The sequence below is a fragment of the Gaiella sp. genome (assembly GCF_035710885.1).
Taxonomy (GTDB): Bacteria; Actinomycetota; Thermoleophilia; order Gaiellales; family Gaiellaceae; genus Gaiella.
Genome location: NZ_DASTCS010000007.1, coordinates 1 through 24,792 on the forward strand (window position 1 = coordinate 1; position 24,792 = coordinate 24,792).

General features: G+C 72.2%; 25 protein-coding genes. 19 read left to right on the forward strand and 6 right to left on the reverse strand.

The window, feature by feature from the left end; translation table 11 throughout:
* Positions 1 to 150: 150 nt before the first annotated feature.
* Entirely contained in the window at positions 151 to 906 is a 756-nt protein-coding gene (locus tag VFO26_RS01920; RefSeq protein WP_325113184.1) for a hypothetical protein, read from the reverse strand.
* Positions 907 to 987: 81 nt separating this feature from the next.
* Here VFO26_RS01920 and VFO26_RS01925 point away from each other — a divergent pair, with 81 nt between their 5' ends.
* Together VFO26_RS01925 and VFO26_RS01930 are read left to right on the forward strand one after the other, a co-directional pair.
* Entirely contained in the window at positions 988 to 2,649 is a 1,662-nt protein-coding gene (locus tag VFO26_RS01925) for a methylmalonyl-CoA mutase family protein (RefSeq protein ID WP_325113185.1), read from the forward strand.
* The gene (locus VFO26_RS01930) at positions 2,616 to 3,551 is read left to right on the forward strand and encodes a hypothetical protein (protein WP_325113186.1); all 936 of its coding nucleotides are present in this window, start codon (positions 2,616 to 2,618) and stop codon (positions 3,549 to 3,551) included. Before VFO26_RS01925 ends, VFO26_RS01930 begins: the two co-directional genes overlap by 34 nt.
* Before the next feature lie 18 nt (positions 3,552 to 3,569).
* On the opposite strand, the gene VFO26_RS01935 is transcribed toward VFO26_RS01930, so the two are convergent.
* A complete protein-coding gene (locus tag VFO26_RS01935) occupies positions 3,570 to 4,328 on the reverse strand; it encodes an MBL fold metallo-hydrolase (protein WP_325113187.1) in 759 nt (252 codons plus the stop codon).
* Positions 4,329 to 4,345: 17 nt separating this feature from the next.
* Here VFO26_RS01935 and VFO26_RS01940 point away from each other — a divergent pair, with 17 nt between their 5' ends.
* A complete protein-coding gene (locus tag VFO26_RS01940; protein WP_325113188.1) occupies positions 4,346 to 4,744 on the forward strand; it encodes a cobalamin B12-binding domain-containing protein in 399 nt (132 codons plus the stop codon).
* Between the two features lie 36 nt (positions 4,745 to 4,780).
* Here VFO26_RS01940 and VFO26_RS01945 read toward each other — a convergent pair whose 3' ends face one another.
* Positions 4,781 to 5,809: a M23 family metallopeptidase gene (locus VFO26_RS01945; protein WP_325113189.1), complete on the reverse strand. Its 1,029-nt coding sequence runs from the start codon at positions 5,807 to 5,809 to the stop codon at positions 4,781 to 4,783.
* 153 nt (positions 5,810 to 5,962) lie between these two features.
* Here VFO26_RS01945 and VFO26_RS01950 point away from each other — a divergent pair, with 153 nt between their 5' ends.
* The 4 genes from VFO26_RS01950 to lhgO are packed head-to-tail and all read left to right on the forward strand — an operon-like array spanning position 5,963 to position 10,623.
* Positions 5,963 to 6,739 carry an electron transfer flavoprotein subunit beta/FixA family protein gene (locus VFO26_RS01950; RefSeq protein WP_325113190.1) on the forward strand — a complete coding sequence of 259 codons (777 nt, stop codon included), beginning with the start codon at positions 5,963 to 5,965 and terminating at the stop codon, positions 6,737 to 6,739.
* Complete coding sequence (locus VFO26_RS01955) at positions 6,736 to 7,695, forward strand: electron transfer flavoprotein subunit alpha/FixB family protein (protein WP_325113191.1); 960 nt, start codon at positions 6,736 to 6,738, stop codon at positions 7,693 to 7,695. Before VFO26_RS01950 ends, VFO26_RS01955 begins: the two co-directional genes overlap by 4 nt.
* Positions 7,696 to 7,703: 8 nt before the next feature.
* The gene (locus VFO26_RS01960; protein ID WP_325113192.1) at positions 7,704 to 9,407 is read left to right on the forward strand and encodes an electron-transfer flavoprotein:ubiquinone oxidoreductase; all 1,704 of its coding nucleotides are present in this window, start codon (positions 7,704 to 7,706) and stop codon (positions 9,405 to 9,407) included.
* Between the two features lie 7 nt (positions 9,408 to 9,414).
* The gene (gene lhgO, locus VFO26_RS01965; RefSeq protein WP_325113193.1) at positions 9,415 to 10,623 is read left to right on the forward strand and encodes an L-2-hydroxyglutarate oxidase; all 1,209 of its coding nucleotides are present in this window, start codon (positions 9,415 to 9,417) and stop codon (positions 10,621 to 10,623) included.
* Positions 10,624 to 10,863: 240 nt separating this feature from the next.
* Here the strand turns inward: lhgO and VFO26_RS01970 are convergent, their stop codons facing one another.
* Entirely contained in the window at positions 10,864 to 12,084 is a 1,221-nt protein-coding gene (locus VFO26_RS01970; RefSeq protein ID WP_325113194.1) for a M48 family metalloprotease, read from the reverse strand.
* Between the two features lie 83 nt (positions 12,085 to 12,167).
* A complete protein-coding gene (locus VFO26_RS01975; RefSeq protein ID WP_325113195.1) occupies positions 12,168 to 12,467 on the reverse strand; it encodes a hypothetical protein in 300 nt (99 codons plus the stop codon).
* 88 nt (positions 12,468 to 12,555) lie between these two features.
* Here VFO26_RS01975 and VFO26_RS01980 point away from each other — a divergent pair, with 88 nt between their 5' ends.
* The 4 genes from VFO26_RS01980 (at position 12,556) to VFO26_RS01995 (ending at position 18,057) form a co-directional block, all read left to right on the forward strand.
* Positions 12,556 to 14,196 (forward strand): AfsR/SARP family transcriptional regulator, encoded by a 1,641-nt coding sequence (locus tag VFO26_RS01980; RefSeq protein ID WP_325113196.1) that lies wholly within the window; start codon positions 12,556 to 12,558, stop codon positions 14,194 to 14,196.
* Between the two features lie 51 nt (positions 14,197 to 14,247).
* Complete coding sequence (locus VFO26_RS01985) at positions 14,248 to 16,437, forward strand: PLAT/LH2 domain-containing protein (protein ID WP_325113197.1); 2,190 nt, start codon at positions 14,248 to 14,250, stop codon at positions 16,435 to 16,437.
* A 160-nt stretch (positions 16,438 to 16,597) separates the two neighbouring features.
* Positions 16,598 to 17,656 (forward strand): hypothetical protein, encoded by a 1,059-nt coding sequence (locus VFO26_RS01990; protein ID WP_325113198.1) that lies wholly within the window; start codon positions 16,598 to 16,600, stop codon positions 17,654 to 17,656.
* A gap of 29 nt (positions 17,657 to 17,685) precedes the next feature.
* Positions 17,686 to 18,057: a hypothetical protein gene (locus VFO26_RS01995; RefSeq protein WP_325113199.1), complete on the forward strand. Its 372-nt coding sequence runs from the start codon at positions 17,686 to 17,688 to the stop codon at positions 18,055 to 18,057.
* On the opposite strand, the gene VFO26_RS02000 is transcribed toward VFO26_RS01995, so the two are convergent.
* Positions 18,030 to 19,370, reverse strand: coding sequence for a DUF4389 domain-containing protein (locus VFO26_RS02000; protein ID WP_325113200.1), 1,341 nt, complete (start codon positions 19,368 to 19,370; stop codon positions 18,030 to 18,032). The two genes, VFO26_RS01995 and VFO26_RS02000, sit on opposite strands and share 28 nt — an antisense overlap.
* Positions 19,371 to 19,454: 84 nt before the next feature.
* Between VFO26_RS02000 and VFO26_RS02005 the strand changes: the two genes are divergently transcribed.
* The 8 genes from VFO26_RS02005 to VFO26_RS02040 form a co-directional block, all read left to right on the forward strand.
* A complete protein-coding gene (locus VFO26_RS02005; RefSeq protein WP_325113201.1) occupies positions 19,455 to 20,396 on the forward strand; it encodes a threonine ammonia-lyase in 942 nt (313 codons plus the stop codon).
* On the forward strand, positions 20,393 to 20,611 hold the full coding sequence (rpmE, locus tag VFO26_RS02010) for a 50S ribosomal protein L31 (protein WP_325113202.1): 219 nt from the start codon (positions 20,393 to 20,395) through the stop codon (positions 20,609 to 20,611). Before VFO26_RS02005 ends, rpmE begins: the two co-directional genes overlap by 4 nt.
* Positions 20,612 to 20,700: 89 nt before the next feature.
* Positions 20,701 to 21,627 (forward strand): DUF1385 domain-containing protein, encoded by a 927-nt coding sequence (locus VFO26_RS02015; RefSeq protein ID WP_325113203.1) that lies wholly within the window; start codon positions 20,701 to 20,703, stop codon positions 21,625 to 21,627.
* Positions 21,628 to 21,679: 52 nt separating this feature from the next.
* Entirely contained in the window at positions 21,680 to 22,141 is a 462-nt protein-coding gene (locus tag VFO26_RS02020) for an OsmC family peroxiredoxin (RefSeq protein ID WP_325113204.1), read from the forward strand.
* The gene (locus VFO26_RS02025; protein ID WP_325113205.1) at positions 22,141 to 22,578 is read left to right on the forward strand and encodes an OsmC family peroxiredoxin; all 438 of its coding nucleotides are present in this window, start codon (positions 22,141 to 22,143) and stop codon (positions 22,576 to 22,578) included. The genes VFO26_RS02020 and VFO26_RS02025 overlap by 1 nt, the downstream gene beginning before the upstream one ends.
* 57 nt (positions 22,579 to 22,635) lie before the next feature.
* Positions 22,636 to 23,682 (forward strand): peptide chain release factor 1, encoded by a 1,047-nt coding sequence (gene prfA, locus VFO26_RS02030; protein ID WP_325113206.1) that lies wholly within the window; start codon positions 22,636 to 22,638, stop codon positions 23,680 to 23,682.
* A gap of 24 nt (positions 23,683 to 23,706) precedes the next feature.
* Entirely contained in the window at positions 23,707 to 24,564 is an 858-nt protein-coding gene (gene prmC / locus VFO26_RS02035; protein WP_325113207.1) for a peptide chain release factor N(5)-glutamine methyltransferase, read from the forward strand.
* On the forward strand, positions 24,561 to 24,792 hold a 232-nt coding region (locus VFO26_RS02040), incomplete at its 3' end, for an L-threonylcarbamoyladenylate synthase (protein WP_325113208.1). The genes prmC and VFO26_RS02040, both read left to right, overlap by 4 nt.

Sequence of the window (24,792 nt, forward strand, 5' to 3'; positions counted from 1 at the left end):
CCCGCAGGGGTCTGTCCCCCGTGACGGTTGGGAGCGGCGGGGTGGTCGCTGGGGTCAGTCCCACGGGGACAGACCCCTGGGTCGTTCCCCGTGACGGGCGTGTGAGGCGTGGCCGTCGCTGGGTCAGTCCCCTGCGGGGACAGACCCGAGCTACGCGGACGCGGCGTCGAAGGCGTACGCCTCGATGGCGTCCGCCGACAGCGTCCGCTGACCGCCCTGAGCCGGGCGGAGCTGGCGCACGACGTACCCGCGGTCCCTGAACGCGAACCCGGGCTCGAAGGTACGCCACGAGCCGCCGAGGCCTCCCGCGACGCCGACGCGCTCGAAGCGGAAGCCGAAGGTGTTGCAGGTGGCGGCGCCGCCGTTCCAGGATTCCGCCGTCGCGATCGGCTTCCAGATCCGGTGCGAGCCGGGCAGCACGATCGGGTCGGTCGCGGGCTTGCCGTCGAGCCACACACGCCAGACACCGGGCCGCCGGTACATCTCGAGCACCGCCAGGTCGTGGCTCTCGCCTACCCGCACGTTCTGGGTGAGCGGGATGAAGACGGGATCGATCCCGGGCCGCGTGATCTCCGTGTAGAGCATCACGGGCGTGTTCGGCAGCGCCGCGACGCCGACCTGCAGCCACATCGTCTCGCCGTTCGGCCCGGCGCTCTTCCCGCCGACGCCGATCCACGCCGCGGCGTGCCCGGCCTTCACCGAGGGCGCGCGGAGTGAGGTGACGGTCGCGCGGACACCGCTCGACACGCGAGTCGACTCGAACCCGGCGTAGGCGTATCCGGCGGAGCCGTGCGAGCCCGAGCCGCACCCCGAGGCGCTCGCGGTCGCGCTCGTCTGGAACGGCGTCATCAGGGTGACCACGAGAGTCGCGGCAGCGGTCGCCAAGAGAGCCCCCCAGGTCTTCACACATCCCTCGATCGGCGTCCCCGGAACGAGGGGGGATCCCTCGATCGGGCGATCGGAAAGCCCCGCGCTAGCATCCGACCCATGGCACGGGTCGAGGAGAGGCGGATTTCCGGCCTCGACGCCTGGCGGTCGCGCTACGCTGCGGTGCCGCTCCGCGACGGCGAGGTGTTCACGTCGATCTCGGGAGCGGAGGTCGATCCGCTCGCGACGCCGGAGTCGGTGAGCCTCGACTACGAGCGCGACCTGGGTTACCCCGGGTCGTTCCCGTTCACACGAGGAGTCTATCCCTCCATGTACCGCGGCCGTCTATGGACGATGCGGCAGTTCGCCGGGTTCGGGACGGCGCAGGAGACGAACGAGCGCTTCCGCTACCTGCTCGAGCACGGGCAGACGGGGCTCTCGTGCGCATTCGACATGCCGGCGCTGATGGGGGTCGACTCGGACTCGCCGCGCGCAATGGGCGAGGTGGGACGCGAGGGGGTGGCGGTGGCGTCCCTGGAGGACATGCGGGTGCTGTTCTCGGGGATCCCGCTGGGCGAGGTGTCGACCTCGATGACGATCAACTCCTCGGCTGCGATCGCGCTTGCCATGTACCTGGTGGTGGGGGAGGAGCAGGACGTTCCGCGCGAGCGTCTGCGCGGGACGATCCAGACCGACATCCTGAAGGAGTACATCGCGCAGAAGGAGTTCATCTTCCCGCCGGGGCCGTCGATGCGGCTGGTGACGGACATGGTCGAGTTTTGCGCGGCGGAGATGCCGCTGTGGCATCCGATCTCGATCTCCGGGTACCACATCCGCGAGGCCGGCTCGACCGCGGCCCAGGAGCTCGCGTTCACGTTGAAGAACGGGTTCACGTACGTGGAGTGGGCGCTCGAGCGCGGGCTGGACGTGGACTCGTTCGCCCCGCGGCTGTCGTTCTTCTTCAACGCGCACCTCGACTTCTTCGAGGAGATCGCCAAGTACCGGGCGGCGCGGCGGATCTGGGCACGGGAGATGCGCGACACGTACGGCGCGCGGGACGAGCGGTCGTTGCTGATGCGCTTCCACACGCAGACGGCGGGAGTGTCGCTCACCTGGCAGCAGCCGCTGGTGAACGTCGCACGGACGGCGATCGAGGCGCTGGCCGCGGTGCTCGGCGGGACGCAGTCGCTCCACACGAACTCCTACGACGAGGCGCTGGCTCTGCCCACCGAGGACGCGGTGCGGCTGGCGCTGCGGACGCAGCAGGTGATCGCGCACGAGACCGGGGTCGTGAACTCGATCGACCCGCTCGGCGGCTCGTATCACGTCGAGGCGCTGACCAACCGGCTGGAGGAGGAGGCGTACGAGCTCTTCCGGCGGATCGACGAGCTCGGCGGGATGGTCGCCGCGATCGAGCAGAACATGCCCCAGCGCGAGATCGCCGAGGCGGCCTACCGCTACCAGCAGGAGGTCGAGGCCGACGAGCGGATCGTCGTCGGCGTCAACCGCTACCAGAGCACCGACGCCGACGAGATCCACATCCTCCGCATCGACCCCGACCTCGAGCGCAAGCAGATCGAAAGACTCCAGGCGTTCAAGGCCGGCCGCGACTCGGCGGTCGTCGAGCGGCGGATCGCCGAGCTGGCGGAGGCCGCGGCCGTCCCGGACCGCAACCTGATGCCGGTGATCGTGGAGGCGGTCCGCGACGGCGTCACCCTCGGTGAGATCTGCGACACCTGGCGCGCGGTATGGGGCACCTGGCGCGAGCAGCCTGTGTTCTGACCGCGCTGTTCGCCGGCGTCCTCGTGCTCTCGGGCTGCGGCTCGGGCGCTGCGGAGGACGCCGCGCCCATCGCCTTCACGGGCATCCCGCCGGGTGGCACCGATCGGCACGTCTTCGTCGTCGACCCCGACGGCGGGCCGGTGCGCGAGCTCACCGTCGTGGACGGGGACAGCGACCCGTCCTGGTCTCCGGACGGGACACGGGTCGCCTTCCGCCGCTGGGCACGCAAGGGCTGCCGCCGCCCGCACCAGGATTGTGCGCAGATCGTCGTGGTCGACGCGGACGGGAAGCGCAGCCGTACGCTGACAGCGGGGGTGCACCACAGCCTCCAGCCGGACTGGTCCCCCGACGGTCGAAGGGTCGTCTTCGCACGCTGGCAGGACGATGCGAACCCCTTCGCGAACAGCATGGACATCTACGTCGTGAATGCCGACGGGACGGGGCTCCGGCTCCTCACGCGTGGGCCGGGCGACGACGCGAGCCCCGCGTGGTCACCGGACGGGAAGCGGATCGCGTTCATCAGCACACGGAGCGGGAGCTACGACGTCCACGTGATGCGAGCCGACGGCAGCGACCTGCACCGGCTCACCCGAACCGGGAAGCCCGCGACCGCGCCCGCCTGGTCACCGGACGGCAACCAGATCGCGTTCGGGAGCGGCGACGGCGAGCTGGTGGTCGTGAACGCGGACGGAACCGGCTTGCGCACGTTGACGCGTTCGTTCTCGGGAGACGGGCAGCCCACCTGGTCGGCGGACGGCGAGCGGATCGGGTTCGTGCGCCAGGGCATCTTCGGTGATTCCCTCTACGTGATGCGCGAGGACGGGTCGGCCGCGCACAGGGTCGACATCGGGGAGATCACCCAGCCGAGCGACCCCGACTGGGCCCCGGTCGGCGCCGACTAGTCCGGGGCCGGTTCCCGGTCAGCCGGACACCTTCGCAGGGCCGGTGGGGGTGACCTCCAGCTCGAGGCCGTCGTAGGCCAGCTGCACCCCGTCGGGCGTCTCCAGCTCTGAGGGGCGGTGGGTGAGGAGCAGCCTCCGCGCGCCCGAGGCCGCGTAGGCGGCGAGCGCCTCTTCCGCGCTCAGATGGCCACGCGGCTCGCCGTCGGCGTCGCCGGTCTCGAGCGTCGCCTCGCAGACGAACAGGTCGACGTCCCGGGCCAGGTCGGCCACGCGCCCGCTCGGTCCCGTGTCGCCCGTGTAGGCGAGCGTGGCGCTGCCGTTGGTGACGCGGAAGCCGTACGTCTCGAGCCGGTAGTGGGGAAGGCGCAGCGGCACGACGTCGAGCCCCGCGGCGGTTGTGAATGCCGTCTCGGCGTCGTACTCGTGCACGACGAAGGTTCGCTCGAACATGTCGGGGAAGCCGAGTCGCGAGCCGAGCTCCTCGAGGAAGGTCCGCCCGCCGCGGTAGACCCAGAGCTCCGGCCGGATATCGTTGTGTCCGCGCCGGTAGAAGCTCCCCCAGACCCACGGGACGAGGTCCCCCCAGTGGTCGAGGTGGAAGTGCGTGATCGCGATCGAGTCGACGGCAGGCCACGGCTCGCTCTCACGCAGCCGTCCGAGCACGCCCGGGCCGCAGTCGAGCAGGAGACGACGTCCTTCGGACTCGACGACATACCCCGAGTGCGCGCCTCCGGCGTTCGGCCACGCCGGGGACGACCCGATGACGATGAGTCGCACGTTCCTATACTGACCGCGTGGAGCGGACGATTCGCGTGGTCATCGCCAAGCCTGGCCTGGACGGCCACGATCGGGGCGCCAAGATCATCGCGCGGTCCTTGCGGGACGCGGGGATGGAAGTCATCTACACGGGCCTCCACCAGACGCCGGACCAGATCGTCGAGACGGCGATCCAGGAGGACGCCGACGCGGTGGGGATCTCGATTCTCTCGGGTGCGCACATGACGCTCGTGCCGCGGATCGTAGAGGGCCTTCGGGAGAACGACGCGGGGGAGGTGCTCGTCGTCGTCGGCGGGACGATCCCGGGGGAGGACGCCGAGGAGCTGAAGCGCCTCGGGGTCGCCGAGGTGTTCACACCCGGCGCGCCGACCGGCGCGATCGTCGACTTCCTGCGCAGCGCCCTGGCTCCGGCGTAGCCCCACCCGGAGCCGGCGGAACCTTCTTCGGCGTCGCTAGATGCCGGGTCGCAGGCCACGGTCGCTCACCGAGCCGGTGGTCGACGATCCCGCAGCCACGTCCGTGTCGAACACGACCTCCGCCGGCTCGACCGGCTCCGTCGCGACCGTCGTCCCGCCGGGGCGGATGATGCGCGCTGCCACGAGCGCGCCCGGCTCACCGCGGAGCGCGGCGGCCGTGAGCTTCGTCTTCGCCGTGTACGCCGTGATGGCCTGGTCGGCGGTGCGGGTCTGCAGGATCCGCCACTCGGGGCTCTGCAGCGCGGCGACGAGCGACGAGTCGACCGCCGCGCCGGCTTGCACCGCGAGCTTGACCTGCCTCTCGCCCGGGAACGGCGTCCAACGCCCTCCCGGCCACCAGCGCACCGACGTGATGCGGAGCTCGAGCGTGCCTGCGCCGGCCGCGACGGGCACGCCCCGGAGACCGAGCGAGAACGTCGCGCCGAGCCGCCCCGGGAACAGCAGGCGCTCGGCCGCGTCGAGGTACGGATAGGGGTTGACGTCCCCTCCGTCGTTCGGGTGCACCTCGAAGTGCAGGTGGTGATTCCCTTCGGCGTCGCCCGAGTCGCCGACGTACGCGATCTGCTCGCCCGCGCTGACCTTCGCGCCGTTCTCCACGGCGTACGAGACCCCGAGCTTGCAGCCGCCCTTGTCCTCGGACTTCTCCGTGAGATCGTTGTTGAGGTGGATATAGAGGTATGTCGTGCCGCTCTTGCCGTAGAGATAGAGCATGCAGCCGGCGCGGGCTGAGGTCGTCCACCACTTGATCTTGCCCGCCTCGGCGGCAACGACCGGGGCACGCCACGGGAGGCGCTCGATGTCGATGCCCGCGTGGCTGCCCTGGGCGCGCGAGTCGCCGTAGTTGTTCCCGTAGGCGTAGTAGCCGATCAGCGGGAAGACGATCGGCTTCTCCTCGATCAGCCCCGGCTTCGGCGCGGCTCCGGGGGACGCTGCGACGACCGCGGCGAGGAGAGCGGTGAAAATGAGGAGAGAGACCCCTCGTGCTGTCGTCCGGTGGCGATTCATGGCTCCGGTGCGCCGCGCGAAGGGCGGGACACTACCAGACCGATCCGAGCGCGCCACCTCCAAGTGACGGCGGACCGGAGCGTCGACACGCAGCGGCGCCCAGCCCTCCGATAGCCGTCCGGTAGCCGGGCGGCCGTCGTTAGAGTCACCCGCGTGAAGATCGCCGTGTGCGTCAAGCAGGTCCCGGACGCGACCGTCCACAAGCGGCTCGACCCGGGCACGCACCGACTCGACCGGTCGGGGGAAGGCGCGCTGAACGCGACCGACGTCAACGCGGTCGAGGAGGCGCTGCGCCTGAAGGAAGCCCACGGCGGCGAGGTCGTGGTCGTCTCGCTGGGACCCGAGAGGGCGATGGAGTCGCTGCGGAAGGCGCTCGCGATGGGAGCCGACCGCGCCGTGCTCGTCTCCGACGAGGCAGCCGCCGGCTCCGACCTCGTCGCGACGAGCTACGCGGTTGCCAAGGCGCTCGAGCGCGAGGAGGCGGACCTCGTTCTCTTCGGTCAGCAGGCGAGCGACGGTGACGGGGCGGTGCTCTGGGCCGCGGTCTCCGACCGCCTCCGCCGGCCGATGGTGTCGCAGGTGGCGGAGCTGACCATCGACGGCGGGAGCCTCACCGGCAAGCGCCAGACCGAGTTCGGCTACGACGTGATCTCGGCGCCCCTGCCCGCGGTCGTCGCCGTCTCCGACGCGATCAACGAGCCGCGCTATCCATCACTCAAGGGAATCATGGGCGCCAAGTCGAAGCCGCAGGAGGTCGTCTCGCTCGCCGACGTCGGCGTCGAGGCCGAGCGGACCGGGGAGACGGGCTCGCGCACGACGGTCCGTGCCGTCGCGCCGCCTGCTCCGAAGAGCGACCAGGTCCGGATCGAGGACGACGGGAGCGCGGCCGAGAAGATCGTCGAGTACCTGGCCGAGAAGAGGCTCGTGTGACCACGCTCGTCTATCTCGAGACGCACGACGGCGAGCTGACGAACGGCGGCCTCGGCCTCCTCTCAAAGGCCGCCTCGCTCGGCGGCGGCGACGTCGCCGGGGTCGTGCTGGGAAGCGGCGTGCGCGACGCGGCGGCGAGCGCAGGCGCGTTCGGCGCGTCGACCGTCTACGTCGTCGAGGACGAGGCGCTCGCCGCGCCGCTGCCGCAGCCGCGTGTGGACGCGCTCGAGGCGGTCGTGAAGGAGTCGGGCGCCGAGAACGTGTTCCTCCCCGCATCCGTGCTGGCGGCTGACGTCGCGGCGGGGCTCGCGGCGCGGCTCGACGCCGGCCTCAACTGGGACCTCACCGACCTCCGCCTCGAGGACGGGGAGCTCGTCGGCCTGCGGCCCGCGCTCGGGGACACCGTGCTCGTCGATGTCGGCTGGACGAGCACGCCGCGGCTCGCGCTCGTCCGCTCGGGGACGTTCGACCCCGTCGAGTCGGGCGGCACGGCCGAGGTGAAGGAGGTCGCCGCGAGCTTCCAGGAGTTCTCCACGCAGGCACGCCTCGTCGACCACCTCCAGGAGGAGTCGAGCGGCCCCTCGATCGAGGACGCGGACGTGATCGTCGCGGGCGGGCGCGGGCTCGGCGGCCCCGACGGCTTCTCCATCTGCGAGGAGCTGGCGGCCGCGCTCGGCGGCGCCGTCGCGGCGACGCGGGCGGTCGTCGACGCGGGCTGGTATCCGTACGCGGCCCAGGTGGGACAGACGGGGAAGACCGTGTCTCCGAGGCTCTACATCGCGCTCGGCATCTCCGGGGCGATCCAGCACAAGGTCGGCATGCAGGGCTCGGGGACGATCGTCGCGGTCAACAAGGACCCGAACGCGCCGATCTTCGACTTCGCCGACCTCGGGGTGGTGGGCGACCTGACGCAGATCGCGCCGAAGCTCACCGAGCTCCTGCGGGCGCGCAAGTAGGGGCGTTCTTGAAGGGCGTCCGTCCCGCCGACTACCCGCCTCCCTTTTCCGGCGCCGAGGTGATCGGCGCGCCGACGGACGCGCCGGAGGAGCGCATCGACGTGGGGATCCTGATCGTGGGCGGCGGCCCAGGGGGCCTTGCGTGCGGGGTCCGGCTCGGGCAGCTGCTTGAGGAGCACCCCGACGTGCGCGAGCGGCTCGGGGACGTTCCGGTCGCGGTGCTCGAGAAGGGCAAGCAGCCCGGGTCGCACCTGCTCTCGGGGGCGGTGATGAACCCGCGGGCGATCCGGAAGCTGTTCGCGGGCCGGATGGCGATCGAGGAGATGCCGACCTACGGGCCGGTGCACGGGGAGGCGGTGTACCTGCTCACGAAGGGCGCGGCCCTCCGCATCCCGCCGCCGCCGACGATGATGAACCACGGCAACTGGATCGTCTCGCTCTCCGAGCTCGGTCGCTTCCTCGCCGAGCAGGCGGAGGCGGGCGGGGCGATGATCCTCCCGGAGACCGTCGGCCAGACCCTCCTCCTCGACCACGGCCGTGTCGTCGGCGTGCGGACGGGCGACAAGGGCCGCGGCAAGGACGGGCAGCCGCTCGCGAACTTCGAGCCCGGGGTGGACGTCACCGCCAGGATCACGGTCCTTGCCGAGGGCACCGCCGGCCACCTGACGACCGCGGCGATCGACCACTTCGGTCTCGAGGGCCGCAACCCCCAGATCTGGGCGCTCGGCGTGAAAGAGGTCTGGAAGGTCCCTAGGCCGCTCCACAAGATCGTCCACACACTGGGCTGGCCGCTCCGCAAGAGCGCCCGCTACGGGGAGTTCGGCGGCTCGTGGATCTACCCGATGGGCGAGGAGCACGTGTCGATCGGGTTCGTCCTCGGGCTCGAGTACGCGGATGTCGAGCTCTCCGCGCACGACGTGCTCCAGGAGTTCAAGACGCACCGGCTCGTCCGCAAGATCCTGGGCGGCGGCGAGCGCGTCGCCTGGGGCGCGAAGACGATCACCGAGGGCGGGCTCAACTCCGTGCCCGCCAAGCTGAGCGGCCCGGGGCTGCTCCTCGTGGGCGAGAGCGCGGGGCTCGTCAACGTGCCGCGTCTCAAGGGCGTGCACTACGCGATCGAGTCCGGGCGCCTGGCCGCGGAGGCGGCGTTCGGCGCGCTCCGGCGGGGCGAGGTGGCGGGGCGCCGCGGCGCGCTCGACGGCTACGACGACTCGATCCGCGCGAGCTACCTGTGGAAGGAGCTCGCCGAGGTGCGCAACATGCGCCAGGCCTTCGACAAGGGGTTCTTCCTCGGCGGCGCGCTCGCCAGCGCGATGACGGTGACGAAGGGCAAGTTCCCGCCGAAGGAGCTCGACACGCATCGGAATGCTGATGCTCCGCTCCTCCGCACGGGACGGGCGGCACGCTACCCGGCGCCGGACGGGCAGCTCACCTTCGACAAGCTCTCCTCCGTGTTCGCGTCGGGGAACCGCACCCGGGACGACCAGCCGAGCCACATCCGGATCCAGACGAAGGTTCCGCGCGACCTCGCGGAGATGTGGCAGTGGATGTGCCCAGCTCACGTCTACGAGGTGGGGGAGGCCGACGGCGACGGAACCGTGCAGGTCGTCGTGAACCCGTCGAACTGCGTGCAGTGCGGCGCGATCAGCGCCAAGGGCGGCAGGCTGACGCCACCCGAGGGCGGCTCCGGCCCCGAGTACACGCTCACGTAGAGGCTCGATGGCCGAGTCGCGGTTCGACGTCGTCGTGGTCGGCGCCGGGATCCTCGGCCTGGCGACCGCACGGGAGCTCCTCACGCGGCGGCCGGGCACGCGACTCGCGGTGCTGGACAAGGAGCCCGTCGTCGGGGCGCACCAGACACGGCACTCGAGCGGCGTCGTCCACAGGGGCGTCTACTACGCGCCCGGCTCGCTGAAGGCCCAGCTCTGCGTCGAGGGCGCCGCGCGACTCCTCTCCTACTGCGACGAGCGCGACATCCCGATCCTCCGCTGCGGCAAGGTCGTCGTCGCGACGGACGCCTCCGAGGTTTCACGCCTCGAGGAGCTCTATCGCCGGTCGGTCGAGAACGGCGTGCCGGGAGCGGAGCTGATCGGCCCGGAGCGGCTCCGCGAGCTCGAGCCGCACGTGGCCGGCGTGCAGGCCCTCCACTCGCCGGAGACCGCCGTCGTGGACTTCGGACGGGTGGTCGAGGCGTATGCCGACGACGTGCGCGGGGGTGGAGGCGAGATCCTGCTCGGGCGCGAGGTGCGCGGCCTCGCGCGCCGCGGGGGCGCGACGACGGTCGCCACCGGGCAAGGCGCCGTCGAGGCGGAGCGGGTGGTCGTCTGCGGCGGGGTGCACGCCGACAAGCTGGCGACCTTGAGCGGTGCGCCGCCCGAGCCGCGGATCGTCCCGTTCCGTGGCGACTACCTCGTGCTGAGGCCGGAGCGGCGCCATCTCGTCCGCGGCCTCGTCTATCCGGTGCCCGACCCGGCGTTTCCGTTCCTGGGCATCCATACGACCGTCCGCCCCGACGGGGAGGTGTGGCTCGGCCCCAATGCCGTGCTGGCGCTCGCCCGCGAGGGCTACCGGCGCAGGGACGTCTCGCTCCGCGACGTCCGGGAGACGATGCGCTCGCGTGGCTTCCGCCGCCTCGCTCGACGACACTGGCGGACGGGCGGCGGCGAGATGGTGCGTGACCTCTCGACCCGGCTCTTCGTCGCGTCGACGAGGAAGCTCCTGCCCGGTCTGGAGGTGTCGGACGTCCTACCGGGGCCGTCGGGGATCCGCGCCCAGGCGCTGGCCGCCGACGGGACGCTGCTCGACGACTTCGTGTTCCACGAGGCAGAGGGCGTCGTCCACGTGCGCAACGCGCCGTCACCCGGGGCGACGTCGTCGCTGGCAATCGCGTCGGTGATCGCCGACCGCGTCGAGAAGAGCGTTGTCTGACACCTGCTCGCCGACCGCGTCGAAGAGCGGTGTCTGACACGGCTGTGCCGAGATGTGACGAGCGTTCCACAGGGCTGTGGACAACGCTCGACGCGAGAGCGGCGGCTGCGAACCGTCGTCCCACTCGGGGCCAGGGCGTGGGGCTGTGGATCGATCGGCGCCGATCCGGCACACGAGCGGTTGACGCAGGACGGTGTCAGACACCGGTTTCTGTCAAGCGGCCGCTGCGGACGCGTCCCCTCAGGGCGCGCCTTCGGCCTGCGACCGCGTCGCCCAGGCGTTCGCCATCGCCACGCGCTGGGCGAGGGTGGGGTGCGTCTGCAGCAGCACGTAGGCCCACGTGGGCGGGCTCGGGTCGCCGAGCGAGGTGTCCGCGAACTCGCGGAAGAGCCCGCGCGCGGAGGCCGGGTCGCGAGTCGTCTGCAGCGCCTTCCAGTCGGCCTCGCCCTCGATTGCACGGCTGACGAGGTTCTGGGCGGGGGCAAGCGCCAGCTGGAGGACGGCGACGACGAGTAGAGCGAGCGGCACCGCGGCCGGCTCGCCCATCCCCCCGCGGCGACGGGTCGCGAGCACCAGGACGAGCGCCCCGGGAAGCGCGAAGAGGGCGAACCACCCGATCGCCTCCGGGATGTGGTGGCTGGAGTGGTGCGCGAGCTCGTGGGCGAGGACGACGCCAACCTCGCCGTCGCTGAAGCGCCCGTCGAGCAGCGTGTCCCAGAGCACGATCCGCGAGGAGGGCCCCATGCCGAACGCGTAGGCGTTGGCCTGGCTCGTATCCCCGCTGACCTCCTCCACCCGCAGCGGAACGTCCACGCCCTGGTCGCGCTCGAACCGCTCGTACGTCCGGATCAGCTTCGGGTCCTCGGGCCGCTCGAGGCCGGGTGTGAGGTACGGGCCCACGAAGACGAAGACTGCCGCGATCAGCGCGAACACCACCGCGCCGGGGATCCACCACCACGAGCCGACCCAGCGCGCGAGGGCCATCACGACGAGAAGCGCGATGCAGACCGCGACGAACGTCCCGCCGAGCGCGAGCCAGCCGCCGAAGAGCGCCTCCAGGTACCCCATCTCCGAGACGCCGTGGCGCCGCTCCCACCAGAGCGCGGCCACCGAGAAGGGGAGCTGCGTGAGCCAGACGATCGCGAGCCCGACCATCCCGATGAACATCCCGGTGCCGATCGGCCCGGCGGCCGACTCCCGCGCGAAGGCGGCCCCGCGGCGGGCGTACACGACGAGCGTCACGAGGAGGACGATCTGGGCGAGCGCCCAGTTGGCGTAGTGGAAGCGCTCGTACCGCTCCGCACGCTCGACGAGCCGCTCTCCGAACACGGCGTCGACGTCGACCCGCGGCAACGCGAGGTCGTCCGGCACCACGCTGCGCGAGAGCAGCCACGCCACCACGGCCCAGGACGCGGCGAGCGCCGCGAACAGCGCGAGGCGTCCCGCGGTGACCGCGCTCACCGGGTGGCGTCGACGCGCAAGCGTGCCGCGTGCACGCGTCCCGGGAGCGGCATCCGGCCAGTCTAGAGGGTTGCCGAGAGCCTCTAGCTCGCCGTCACGACGGTCTGATCGCGGCGGCGCGGGACGGTGTACTCGACGCCCCGGAACGCGGCGTACGCGTACGGGTGCTCGAACGCGTCGAGCGCGCTCGACGCGTCGACCTCGAGCTCGAAGCTCGCGCCCAGGCGGCCGTCGTGCACGAGGACGAACAGCCGTCCGTCCGCCTTCGTCCAGAGAAGCCAGACCTCGAGGCCGTCACTGGTCCGGTGGGCCAGCTCGCGAGGCATGCGCTCGGTGGTGTCCGTGCGGGTCATGGCGCCCTCCCTGCTCGTCGTCTCGTTCACGAGAAGAACGGTCGGCCGACGCGCTCAAGGACGGCTCAACGGCCGCTCAGCGCCCGGCCGGGGCGTGGGTTACGGTCACGCGACGCACGTGCTCGAGTTCCGCATCCTGGGACCGTTCGAGGCCCGTCAGGACGGCGAGGTCGTCCGGATCGGAGGCCCGAAGCAACGCGCGCTGCTCGCGATCCTCGTGCTGAGCGCCAACCAGCCCGTGTCGGTCGATCGGCTCATCGAGGAGCTCTGGGGCGGAAGGCCCCCAGGAAGCGCCGCGCACAGCATCGAGGTGTACGTCTCGCAGCTCCGCAAGGCACTCGGTGACCCCGGTGTGATCGTGACGCAGCGCCCAGGCTATCGGCTCCAGGTCGAGCCGGAGCACATCGACCTCCACCGCTTCGAGTCGCTCGTCGCCGAGGGCCGCGACGCCGTGGCCGTGGGCGATCCGGAGGCCGGGGCGGCGCGGCTGCGCGAGGCGCTCGGGCTGTGGCGGGGCGCGCCCCTGGGCGACTTCGCGTTCGAGACGTTCGCCCAGGGCGCGATCGCGCGCCTGGAGGAACTGCGGCTTGCCGCGCTCGAGGACCGGATCGATGCCGACCTCGCCCTCGGGCGCCATACCCAGGTGGTCGGGGAGCTGGAAGGGCTGGTGTCGGAGCACACGCTGCGCGAGCGTCCACGCGGTCAGCTGATGCTCGCGCTCTACCGGGCCGGGAGGCAGGCCGAGGCGCTCGAGGCCTACGCGGCGACGCGTGCCGTGCTGGTCGAGGAGCTCGGGATCGAGCCGAGCCCGGCGCTCCAACGGCTGGAGCGCGCGATCCTCAACCACGACGCCTCCCTCGAGCTCGGGGCTCCCGCCGCGATCCGTCGGGGCGCCCAGGTGGAACCGACGACCAGGTCGATCCTCCTCGCAGGCTCGGGCGCGGGGCAGCTCGAAGCGTTGCTCGCGCTGGCCGCGCCCCTCGCCCGCTCGGCCAGCCCACACGAGCTGATCGTCGTCAGCCTGCTCGCGGGGGGCGACGCGGCCCGGCTCGCACAGGAGACCGGCCGGCTGGAGGAGCGCCGCGCAGCGCTGCTCGAACAGGGATTGGCCGCGCGGGCCGCGGCGTTCACGACCGACGACCCCGGCGCGGACGTCGTCAGGCTGGCCTCGCAGCAGGACGTGGACCTCCTGCTCCTCGACGCCCGCGAGGCGCCTGCAGGCCCGTTCGATGCGGAGCTCACCGCGCAGCTCGACGGGGTGCCGTGCGACGTCGCATTGCTCGTGGGAGGCGGCGCGGACGACGCGCCGCCGGCCGGCGTCGTCGTCGTGCCGTTCGGCGGAGGCGACGACGACTGGAGCGCACTCGAGCTCGGCGCCTGGCTGGCAACGGGATCGGGGGCGCCGCTCGCGTTGTGCGGTGCGGCTGCGGACCTGGCGGTCGAGCGCCGGGATGCGAGCCGGCTGCTCGCCACCGCGTCGCTCGTCGTGCAGCAGCTCGCGGGGGTGGCGGCCCAGCCGGTGCTGACGGCTCCGACCGTCGGCGGCGTCGTCGAGGCCGCGGCCGGAGCATCCGCGGTCGTCATGGGCGTGTCGCCGCGGTGGCGCAGCGAAGGTCTCGGCGCCGCCCGCAGCGCGATCGCGGCGGCGGTCGAGGCGCCGTGCCTCGTCGTACGGCGGGGCCTACGGCCCGGTGGGCTGTCACCTCCCGAGGGCATGACCCGGTTCACCTGGTCCCTCGCCGCCACCTCGGCCGACTGAGGAACGCGGCGCGAGCCGCGCGTCTGAGCAGCCCTTGAGCGGACGTTGAGCATGGCCGTCGACGGTGCGTCCGCGGGGTCGCGCGGTGCGGTCTCGCTCGACAAGGAGACCACGATGAAGCTCAGTACGTTCCGGTTCCGCCGTCGGCTCCGCGCGAGGCTCGCGGCGGTCGCCCTCGGCCTCGCCGCGTGCCTGCTCGCGCCGGGCGCGGCCTCGGCCTTCGACACGGGGCCGCACTTCGACATGACCCGCGACGTGCTGACGTCCGAGGGCTTCGGGGACGCAGCGGTTCGCACCGTCCAGGTGAACAACTGGTTCGTCGATCTGTACGAGAACGAGGGCCAGAACCCGTACAGCGGCCATTCCGCCTGGTGGAAGGAGGCGCTCGTCTTCAGCTACGGGGCACGAGAGCACTGGCCCCAGGCGCTGCTCGACGCCTCCGAGCGGAGCCACTTCGACAGCTCCGAGGGCGGCTACCGCACCGCCGCGTCGCTCCAGACCGAGTGGAACCGCCTGCGGCGCGCCACCTACGAGGCCGTGACGCGGGCGCGGCGGGCGAACGACCCGGTGCTGGCGCTCACCGCGCTCGGCATCTCGACGCACCAGATCCAGGACTTCTACACCCACTCGAACTGGGTCGAGCCGCGCCCGTCCGGCCCCGGCTGGGGCCCGCGCGGGCTCGGCGGCACGCCGACGTGGTTCGACGTCCCCCAGAGCACTCGGCTCGCAGAGGGCACCGGGCTGTACACGGCGGGGAGCGTCCCCGGCGGCCGCACCCACGGGACGTGGAAGGGCGAAGCCGGAGCGATGGCCAAGGACTGGCCCGGCAGCCGGTACTACGCCGAGGCCCACATCGCCGCGTACTACGGCACGCGGCAGTGGGTGCAGGCCGTTCGCAGCTGGATCGCCGACGAGGCTTTCTGGCAGCGCGTCCGCTCGTTCGGCGTCAGCGGCAGTCTCGCCGACCAGCTCGCGCACGACGTTCGCGCCGCCACCGAGATCTCGTTCTACTCCGGTCACTGGCAGGGGCAGGGCGAGCCGTTCGGCGCGACCGCGCCGGGCCCCGGCGGGAGCGTCGACGACGTGGCCGTCGCGGTCACCCGCTATTTCCGAGGGCGTGGCAAGACGACGTTCCGGTCGATGTGGGAGCAGACGATCCTCCGGCTCGCCGCGAAGTGCGGCCAGGCCCTCCCGAGCTCGACGCTCAGCTGCACCGGCAGGCCGGCGGGCGAGTACCCGCTCGTTCGCGACGCGTCGGGCCGTTTCGTCGAGGTGCCGCTCGGGACAGAGCCGCCGCACAGCGGCCGGCTGCAGGCCGGGACGCAGTTCGCACGGCTCGAGATCACGTCCCTCAAGGGCCTCGGCGCCGGCGACATCGGCCCGGACGAGGCGGACTTCTACACGCGGGCCACGATCGGCGGGCAGCCGTTCCTCTCCGCCTTCCTGCACGGCTACGACAGCTTCTCCTTCAACCGTCCGAATCACCCCTTCACGTTCCTGAAGGCCGTCCAGCGAAGCGGTTCGGTCGCCGAGCCGCTCTACGACCTGCGGGTCGAGGTGAAGACGACCGACCGGAGCTGGGCGGGCACCGACGACGACATCTATCTCCGCATCAACGACGGGCTCCGCTTCCAGCTCGACAAGGCGCTCTACGACGACTTCGAGCGGGGCGACCGCGACACGTACAGCCTGCCGGTCGACCAGCAGCTGAGCTTCTTCGGGAACGCGCCTCGAGGCGGGCTCACGATCGGCGACATCCGCTATCTGCAGATCGAGAAGTCGCGCGACGGCGCCGCGGGGGGCTGGAGCCTCGGTGGGCTTCGCGTCTGGGCGAACGGCCGGCTGATCTACCAGCGCGAGCCGATCAACCTGTGGCTCGAGGACGACCACCGGACGTACCGCGCCCCGGGGTTCGCGCCCGCGTCCCCCACCACGAGGCAGGTGCCCGTCTGGGTGGCGCTCTACGACGCCGACAGCTTCCTCTACGGGGGTGACGACCACGCGGACATCAACCCGCTGCACGACCGCTACAACCTCGGGCTCGGGTACGCCCCCGGTACGTTCGTGCAGGCGACCGCCGAGGGCGGCGACGCGTACGGCGGCCGCTTCCCCTCGGGCGACGGAGACCGGGCGCGCCTGAACTACCGGTTGACGACGCTCGCCCCGGCACCCCCGCCCGCTTCGGGCCCGGGCGCCGTGGCGGTCGCGCCGATCGCAGTCGCACAGCCGATCGCGCGCTAGTTCCTCCCTCATCGAGCGAGCAGGAGCCGGGTGTCCCGGCTCCTGCTTCGTGGAGACGGAGTCGACCTGAGCGGGCCTTGAGGACGCGTTGAACCATGCGGAGGAGGCTCCGGGCACATGAGCCGCCGACGGCGGATCGAGAGAGCCAAGGAGATACGACATGAACCCTCGCAAGATCCTCGCTGCAGCCGGTGCCCTCGCGCTCTGCGGGCTCGTGCTCACGGCCGGCCTCGCGCAGGCCGCGCAGCCCCGCCAGCCCGAGCCGGGGCTGCGGGACCCGATCCTCGAGCCTCCCGCCCGACCCGACCTCGTGCTCACGGCGACGGCCGCGCCGGGGCTGCGGTTCGTCGGCTCGAGCATCACCTACACGCTCGTCGTGCGGAACGGCGGTGACGCGTCCGCGTCGAACGCGTCCGTCACCACGACGCTCCCGGCAGGCCTGACGCTCGTCTCGGCAAAGGTGGGCACAACCGTCCAGCGCGACTGCGCCACCGCGCCCACGATCGCGTGCACATTCGGCACGCTGGGAAGCGGTCAGAGCGGCCGGGCGACGATCGTCGCGAAGGCGACCGCCTCCGGCGCGCTGACGAGCCGCTTCCTCGCCCGCACGACGGGGGTCGACACGAACCTCGCGAACAACCGGGGCGAGGTCACGGTGTCCATCCTCTCGCGGCCCCTCCGCCCGCCGTTCGACACCCGCCCACCCGTCGCCGACCCGACGGCCGACCCGGGCCAGGGCGATCCGACGCCTCCGGGCGGCGGCGGCACGACTCCCGAGCCTCCCGCCGACCAGCCCACGCCTCCTCCGCCCCCCGCCGGCCAGCCGCTCGATCCTCCCTTCCAGCCGTTCCCAGGCTCGGGCGAGGGAACGCAGCCGTTCGGCGACGCGACGTCCGAGACGTCCGAGACGTCCGGCGGGAAGAAGACGGCGAAGGCGAAGAAGCGGAAGCTCGCGAAGCGCGCGAGCTCCCGCTGCACGATCACCGGCTCGAGCGCCGCCGATCGCCTGCGCGGAACGTCCGCGCGGGACGTGATCTGCGGCCTGGGCGGGAACGACGTGCTCATCGGCCTCGGCGGCAACGACGTCCTCCGTGGCGGAGCCGGCAACGACCGTCTCGTCGGCGGCCGCGGCAAGGACTCGCTCGCCGGAGGGCCCGGCAAGGACGCCGCCGTCCTCGGCGTCGGCGACCGCGCCCTTGGCATCGAGCGGGCCAACTAGCCACCCGCTTCCGAGCAGAGGAGAGAGACATGAAGCTCGCAGCCAGGATCCTCGTCGCCGGCCTCGCCACCGCGTTGCTGATGGGCGTCGCGCTCGCGCCGGAGCGCGCCGCCGCCGCAGACGTGGTTCGTGAGAAATGCGTCAGCTCGGGCGACTGGCGGACGCTCGAGACCTTCTGGAACACGACCGCCACGGGCTGGTTCCAGTCCCCCGCGGGCGCCGAGATCCGCATCAAGTACGGCGTCGGCTGGCTCAGCGTGAGCCGTCAGCGCCAGACGCTGGACGGCTACACGCTGAAGTCGCTGCAGGTCGGCGCCTGGTCGAAGATCGGCGCCCGGATGCAAATCCGCGTGCCGCAGTCCACCTGCGTCACCTACCGCATCGCGTTCGAAGGCCCGTAGCCGAGCGAGGGCGGTGCGTCGACGGGAGGAGGGCCCCCGAGGCCCTCCTCCTCGCGTGTCGCGACCGGCTCCGGCCGCCGGCCCTCGAGGGCCGGCGACGAGTTCGGGTAGCGCGGCGTCAGGAGGAAGAGGTATGCGAGCACCTGCGCCTGGTAGCGGAGCGACGCGGCGCCGAGGTCGCGGATGCCTTCGGGCATCCGGCCGGTGGCGAGCGCCGCGAACCACGCGAGCACGGCGACGACGAACAGGACGCCGCCGTACGCGGAGGAGAGGATCAGCGCCGGGACCGCGAGGAGCAGGCGTGCGAGCACCCCGAGCCGCTCCTGCCGCGCCGGGCCGGCGATCATGAGGTCGATCGGGTAGCTCCCCTCGCGTCCGACGAAGCCGGGGAACGGCCGTCCGACCACGTACAGGAACGCTCCGACGTGCGTGCACGCGCGGACGTACGCCGCGAGGAACCGGTGGAGCAGGAGCGGCACGCGGCCCAGGGCGAGGGCGAGCGCCCAGGCCAGCACGGCGGCAATGGCCGCCGGGACGCCCCAGAGCGCCAGCCAGAGGAGGTGCGGGATCGTGAGCAGGAGACGGAACGCGACCACGAGCCGCGGGCGGCCCAGGTCGTCGCGGACGCCGATCGCGACCGGGTGCGGCGGCAGCTCGGGCCGCGGCTCTGCGCGTCCCGGGTCGGCGTCCGGGTACCGGTCGGTCAGGAGGAACGCGTACGCCGCCGTCTGCGCTCCGTACCCGATCGTGTACGCCGCGGCGTCGCGCATGCCTCGAGGCATCCGGCCGCGGGCCAGGCACGCGAACCACCCGAGCAGGCCGACCGCGCTCGCCAGGCCTCCGGCTCCGAGCACCAGAGCGATCGACGACCAGGCGCCGAGCGCAGGAGACCCGCCCAGCGTCGCAGCGAGCAGGAGGGCCGGGAGAGCGAGGAGCAGCCGGAAGCCTGCCCCGAGCCTGCCCTGCCGTGCGGGCGGGTCGATCTCGATGTCGATCGGGTACGCGCCGGAGCCGGTGAACCCCGGATAGGGCGAGGCCGCGAGCGTCAGGTAGGCGGTCAGGTGCGCCGAGTAGCGGACGTACGACGCGAGGAAGCGGTGGAGCGTGCCGGGCGCCCGGCGCTCGAACAGCACCGCGAGCCACACGACGAACGCGAGCGTGAACGCGGCGACGCCGAACAGGCCCACCCACACGAGGTGAGGGAGCGCGAGGAGCAGCCGGAAGAGCACCGTCGAGCGGCGGCGCAAGAGGTCGTCGGTGACGACGAGGCGGACGGGGTGCGGGGGAGCGCCCGTGGGGGGTGCCGACGACACCCGCGCATTCTGCGGGCGGCGGTCGGAGCGCACCGCGGTCGGTGCCCTCCGCCCAGCACGTGGGACGGGCTCTACGATCGCCGCGTGAGCGACGAGGGCGTGACGCGCGACGATGTCGTCCGGGCGGCCGAGACGATCCGCGGACGCGTGCGCCGCACGCCGTTGCTCGACGCGGCCGCGCTCGCGCCCGGCCTCGCCCTCAAGGCGGAGCTCTTCCAGCACACGGGCTCGTTCAAGGCCCGCGGCGTCACGAACCGGCTGGCGGCGCTGAGCGGGGAGGAGCGGCGTCGCGGCGTCGCCGGGGTCTCCGCCGGGAACCACGCGATCGCGCTCGCCTGGGGCGCCGCGGGCGAGGACCTCGACTGCATCGTCTTCAGCTGGGAGTCGGCCAGCCCCTTCAAGCTCGACCGGGCGCGCTCCTTCGGCGCCACCGTCGACACGGAGGCCGAGGACCCTTCCGGGGCCTTCGTCCGCCTCGAGGAGCACCTGGCGGAGACGGGCGCGACGCTCGTGCACCCGTTCGACGACCCCCTGGTGGTCGCAGGCCAGGGAACGGTGGGCCTCGAGATCCTCGAGGACGAGCCGCGGGTGGACGTGATCGTCGTCCCGGTCGGGGGCGGTGGGCTCGTCTCCGGGATCACCGTCGCCGCCGCTTCGCGCGGGGCGCGGATCGTCGCCGTCGAGCCCGAGGGCTCGCCCGCGCTCGCGCGGGGCCTCGAGGCCGGGAAGCCGGTCGCGGTCGTGCCGCGGACGATCGCGGGCGGGCTCGACGCGCCGTTCGCGGGGCGGCTCGCGATCGAGATCTGCCGCACGGCCGGGGTGGAGGTCGTCACGGTCGGCGACGAGGAGATCGAGGAGGCGATGCGCCGCCTCTACGCGGACGCGAAGCTCGCCTGCGAGCCGGCCGGCGCGGCGGGGGTGGCAGCCGTTCTCGCGGGCCGTGTCGACGCCGAGAGAATGGTCGCCGTCGTCTCGGGAGGCAACGTAGGGCCGGAGATTGCCTCTGGTATCCTGGCATCTCGATGAAGGCGGACATCCATCCCGAGTACGTCGTCGCCCACGTCACGTGCTCGTGCGGCAACGAGTTCATGACACGCTCGACGAAGGCCGAGCTCCACGTCGAGGTGTGCTCTGCCTGCCATCCGTTCTACACCGGCAAGCAGAAGCTGATGGACTCGGGTGGTCGGGTGGAGCGCTTCCAGCGCCGGCTCGAGAAGGCCGCCGCCGCCAAGAGCGCCTAGAGCGCGTTGCAGGTAGAAGCCATGTGCTGCCGTGACGCGCTGCGCGGCACGCCGGGGCCGGCGTAGCCCGTGGTCGGTACGGTGCCGTCGTGAGCGTGTCGTACGGCGGCCAGGCCGTGCTCGAGGGCGTGATGATGCGCGGCCCGTCCTGCTGGGCCGTCGCCGTTCGCACGCCCGAGGGCGGGATCGAGGAGGTCGTCCGCGACGTCACCTCGCCGATGAAGCGCCACCGCATCTGGCGGCTCCCGGTGATCCGCGGCGTGATCGCGCTCGGCGAGTCGCTGGCGATCGGCTTCCGGGCTCTCGCCATCTCGGCGAACGTCGCGGCGCGCGAGGAGGACGACGACGGGAACGTCGTCACGGAGATCACGCGCGGCCAGATCATCTTCTCGTTCGCGATCGCGATCGGCTTCGCGCTGATGCTCTTCAAGGTCGGCCCCGCGCTGCTCACGAACTGGCTGCCGATCGACGACACCGCGGGATTCGTGATCGTGGAGGGCCTGATCCGGGTCGTCGTGTTCATCGCCTACATCGGGCTGATCGGCCTGCTGCCCGACCTCAGGCGCGTGTTCCAGTACCACGGCGCCGAGCACAAGACGATCAACGCGCTCGAGGCGGGCTCAGACCTGACGCCGGAGAAGGTGCAGAAGTTCAGCTTGATCCATCCTCGTTGCGGAACGGCGTTTTTGCTCTGGGTGATGGTGCTCGGGATCTTCGTCTTCGCGCTCGTCGGGCGGCCGGTCTGGTACTGGCTGATCGTGAGCCGCATCCTCCTCCTGCCGGTGATCGCGGGGCTCGCCTACGAGCTGATCCGCTACGCCGGCAAGCATCAGGACAACCGCGTCCTGATGACGCTGCTCGCCCCGGGGCTCTGGCTGCAGCGCCTGACGACCCGCGAGCCGACGCTCGACCAGGTGGAGGTGTCCATCCGGGCGATCGAGGAGGTGCGGCGACGCGAGGCGGGCGACACGCCGGCCGAGCAGGCGGCCGACAGGAAAGTCGAGGTCATGGCCTAGTGGGTCGGCCCTGCGGCGGCACGCGACCAGTCCCCGCCGGGAAGGGGCGCTGATGCCCCGGATCGTGCGCGAGGCCGAGGTCGCGTGGGAGGGGAACCTCGCCCGCGGCCACGGCGTCATCTCGGCGGCGACCTCCGGGGCGTTCATCGGCCTCTCGTACTCGCTGCCGACGCGGATCGGCGACGACGAGGGCAAGACCAGCCCCGAGGAGCTGCTCGCCTCGGCGCACGGGGCGTGCTTCACGATGTCGCTGGCGGGTGAGCTGACCCGTGCAGAGACGCCGCCCGAGCGCCTCGACGTGCACTGCACGATCACGATGGACGAGGTCGAGGGGCGGGGCCACCTGATCGTCCATTCGGCCCTCGTGGTGCGCGCGAGCGTGCCGGGCATCGACGAGGCCGGGCTCGCTGCCGCGCTCGAGGCGGCCGACCAGGGCTGTTCCTTCTCGCAGCTCCTGCGCGACGCAGGGGTAGGGATCGACGTGACCACCGCAACCGATGAGGGAGGCGACTGATGGCGACCGATCGCATGGCCAAGGTGACCTGGTCAGGCTCGTTGATGGACGGTAGCGGGAAGATCGAGGGAGTCGGCAGCGGGGCGTTCGGGCCGCTCGACGTGACGTGGGTCTCGCGCGCGGACACGCCCGACGGTCGAACGAGCCCGGAGGAGCTGATCGCGGCCGCGTGGGCGACGTGCTACTCGATGGCGCTCTCCCACGCCCTGGCGGGCGCGGGCAATCCGCCCGAGCGCCTCGAGACGTCGGTGACGGTGAGCTTCCAGCCGGGCGAGGGGCTGACGAAGGGCGCAATCACCGTGGTCGGCACGGTGCCCGGTGTGGATCACGACGCGTTCCTGGAGCACGCCGAGGGCGCCAAGGTGAACTGCCCCGTCTCCAAGGCCCTCACGGGCATTCCCGAGGTCACCCTCGACGCCACGCTCGCGACGGTCTGAGACGGAGGCCGTCCGACCGAGGTCGGACACCGGGCCGCGCCTACAATCAGTCGCCGTATGGCGACCCTGGACAAGCTGGCCGAGGAGCTCGAGCGCTCGCATGCCGAGCTGCAGGACCGCATGGCCGATCCCGCCGTCTACTCGGACCACCGGGAGGCGGCGGAGCTGGGGCGGCGCCTGAAGGAGCTCGAGCCTGCCGTCCGCGCGGCGCGCGAGTGGCGGCAGGCGAGCGCCGACCTCGCCCAGGCGAAGGAGGACCCCGAGCTGGCCGCGATGACCGGCGAGCTCGAGACGGAGGTCGAGCGCCTCGAGGACGAGCTCAAGCTCGCGCTCGTGGAGCGCGATCCGGCCGACGCCAAGGACGTGATCGTCGAGGTTCGGCAGGGCGTCGGCGGCGACGAGGCCGCGCTCTGGGCGGGAGAGCTGGTGCGCATGCTCCAGCGCTACGCCGAGCGCCGCGGGTTCAGGACGGAGCTGCTCTCGGCGAGCGAGAACGAGGGCGGCGGCGTGAAGGAGGCCGTGTTCGCCGTCAAGGGCGACGGGGCGTTCTCCGTCTTCAAGTGGGAGGGCGGGACGCACCGGGTCCAGCGCGTGCCGGCGACGGAGTCCCAGGGGCGGATCCACACCTCGACCGCGACCGTCGCCGTGATGCCCGAGGCCGAGGAGGTGGAGATCGCGATCGAGGACAAGGACCTCAAGATCGACGTCTATCGCTCCACCGGGCCGGGAGGGCAATCGGTCAACACGACCGACTCGGCCGTGCGGATCACGCACCTGCCCACCGGGATCGTCGTCTCGATGCAGGACGAGAAGTCGCAGCTCCAGAACAAGCAGAAGGCGATGCGCGTCCTCCGCGCCAGGCTCTACGAGGCCGAGCGGGAGCGGCAGCAGGCCGAGCTCGCGGCGGCGCGTCGCCTGCAGGTGGGGACCGGGGAGCGCGCCGAGAAGATCCGCACCTACAACTTCGCGGAGAACCGGCTCACCGACCACCGGATCAAGCAGACGGTCCACCGCCTCGACCAGATCCTCGACGGCGACCTGCAGGAGTTCACGGACGCGCTCCAGGCGGAGGAGCGCCGCCGAGCGCTCGAGGCGGCGGTCTGAGCTTGTGTCGAATCGACACAAGCCGTGAGTGATCGCGCGCTGACGATCGGGGAGGTGCTGACGCGCTCGACCGACCACCTCGCCGGGAAGGGAGCCGAGCGGGCGCGGCTCGACGCGGAGAGGTTGCTCGCCCACGCCCTCGGTCTGGAGCGCATCGACCTCTACATGCACCTCGACCGCCAACTCTCACCGGCCGAGCTCGACGCGGCACGCGACCTCGTCGCGCGGCGGGCGCAGGGCGAGCCGCTCCAGTACGTGCTGGGCGAGTGGGGCTTCCGGCGGCTGTCGCTCGCGGTCGACGGACGCGCCCTGATCCCGCGGCCCGAGACCGAGATCGTCGTCGAGCGTTGTCTCGCGCTGCTCGAAGGCCTCGACTCGCCCCGCGTGCTCGACGTCGGCACGGGGTCGGGGGCGATCGCACTCGCGATCGCCGACGAGCACCCCGGCGCGCGCGTGACGGGCGTCGACGTCTCGGACGAGGCGCTCTCGCTCGCTCGGCAGAACGCCGAGCGGACGGGGATCGCCGTCGAGCTCCACCGCCACGACCTGTTCGCGGGGCTGCCGGGGGAAGACTGGGACCTGATCGTCTCGAACCCGCCCTACGTGCCTGCGGACGAGCTCGACACCCTGCCCGCCGACGTCGTCGAGTGGGAGCCCGAGATCGCGCTCGTCGGCGACGGCCAGACCGATGCCCTCGTGCAAGACGCCCTCACCTCGCTCCGTGCCGGGGGAGCCCTCGTGCTGGAGGTCAACGAGAGCGCGGCACCCGAGGTCGCGGCGCTGCTCGCCGGGCACGGATACGCCGCGGTCGCCGTGACGCGGGATCTCGCAGGGGCGGAGCGGGTCGTCGAAGGGCGGACGCCGGCAGAACCGGCGTCGTGACGACCACCAGAGTCGGGGCGGCGGTCGCCGCGCTGCGCGCCGGCAGCCTGGCGGTCATCCCCACCGACACGGTCTACGGCCTCGTCGCGGACGGCGGGAGCGAGGCGGCCGCGCGGCGGCTCTACGCGGCCAAGGGGCGCCGGTCGATCCAGCCGACCGCGATCGTCCTCTCCTCGCTCGAGGCACTCCTCGAGCGCGTCCCGGAGCTGCCGGACGACGCCGTCCGGG

Bases quoted from the DNA above. Each gene is read 5' to 3' on its own strand.
- rpmE (WP_325113202.1), top strand. From the start codon at position 20,393: ATGAAGGCGGACATCCATCCCGAGTACGTCGTCGCCCACGTCACGTGC.
- VFO26_RS01925 (WP_325113185.1), top strand. From the start codon at position 988: ATGGCACGGGTCGAGGAGAGGCGGATTTCCGGCCTCGACGCCTGGCGG.
- VFO26_RS01945 (WP_325113189.1), bottom strand. From the start codon at position 5,809: ATGAATCGCCACCGGACGACAGCACGAGGGGTCTCTCTCCTCATTTTC.
- prfA (WP_325113206.1), top strand. From the start codon at position 22,636: ATGGCGACCCTGGACAAGCTGGCCGAGGAGCTCGAGCGCTCGCATGCC.
- lhgO (WP_325113193.1), top strand. From the start codon at position 9,415: ATGGCCGAGTCGCGGTTCGACGTCGTCGTGGTCGGCGCCGGGATCCTC.
- VFO26_RS02025 (WP_325113205.1), top strand. From the start codon at position 22,141: ATGGCGACCGATCGCATGGCCAAGGTGACCTGGTCAGGCTCGTTGATG.
- VFO26_RS01995 (WP_325113199.1), top strand. From the start codon at position 17,686: ATGAAGCTCGCAGCCAGGATCCTCGTCGCCGGCCTCGCCACCGCGTTG.
- VFO26_RS01930 (WP_325113186.1), top strand. From the start codon at position 2,616: ATGGGGCACCTGGCGCGAGCAGCCTGTGTTCTGACCGCGCTGTTCGCC.
- VFO26_RS01985 (WP_325113197.1), top strand. From the start codon at position 14,248: ATGGCCGTCGACGGTGCGTCCGCGGGGTCGCGCGGTGCGGTCTCGCTC.
- VFO26_RS01990 (WP_325113198.1), top strand. From the start codon at position 16,598: ATGAACCCTCGCAAGATCCTCGCTGCAGCCGGTGCCCTCGCGCTCTGC.
- VFO26_RS02020 (WP_325113204.1), top strand. From the start codon at position 21,680: ATGCCCCGGATCGTGCGCGAGGCCGAGGTCGCGTGGGAGGGGAACCTC.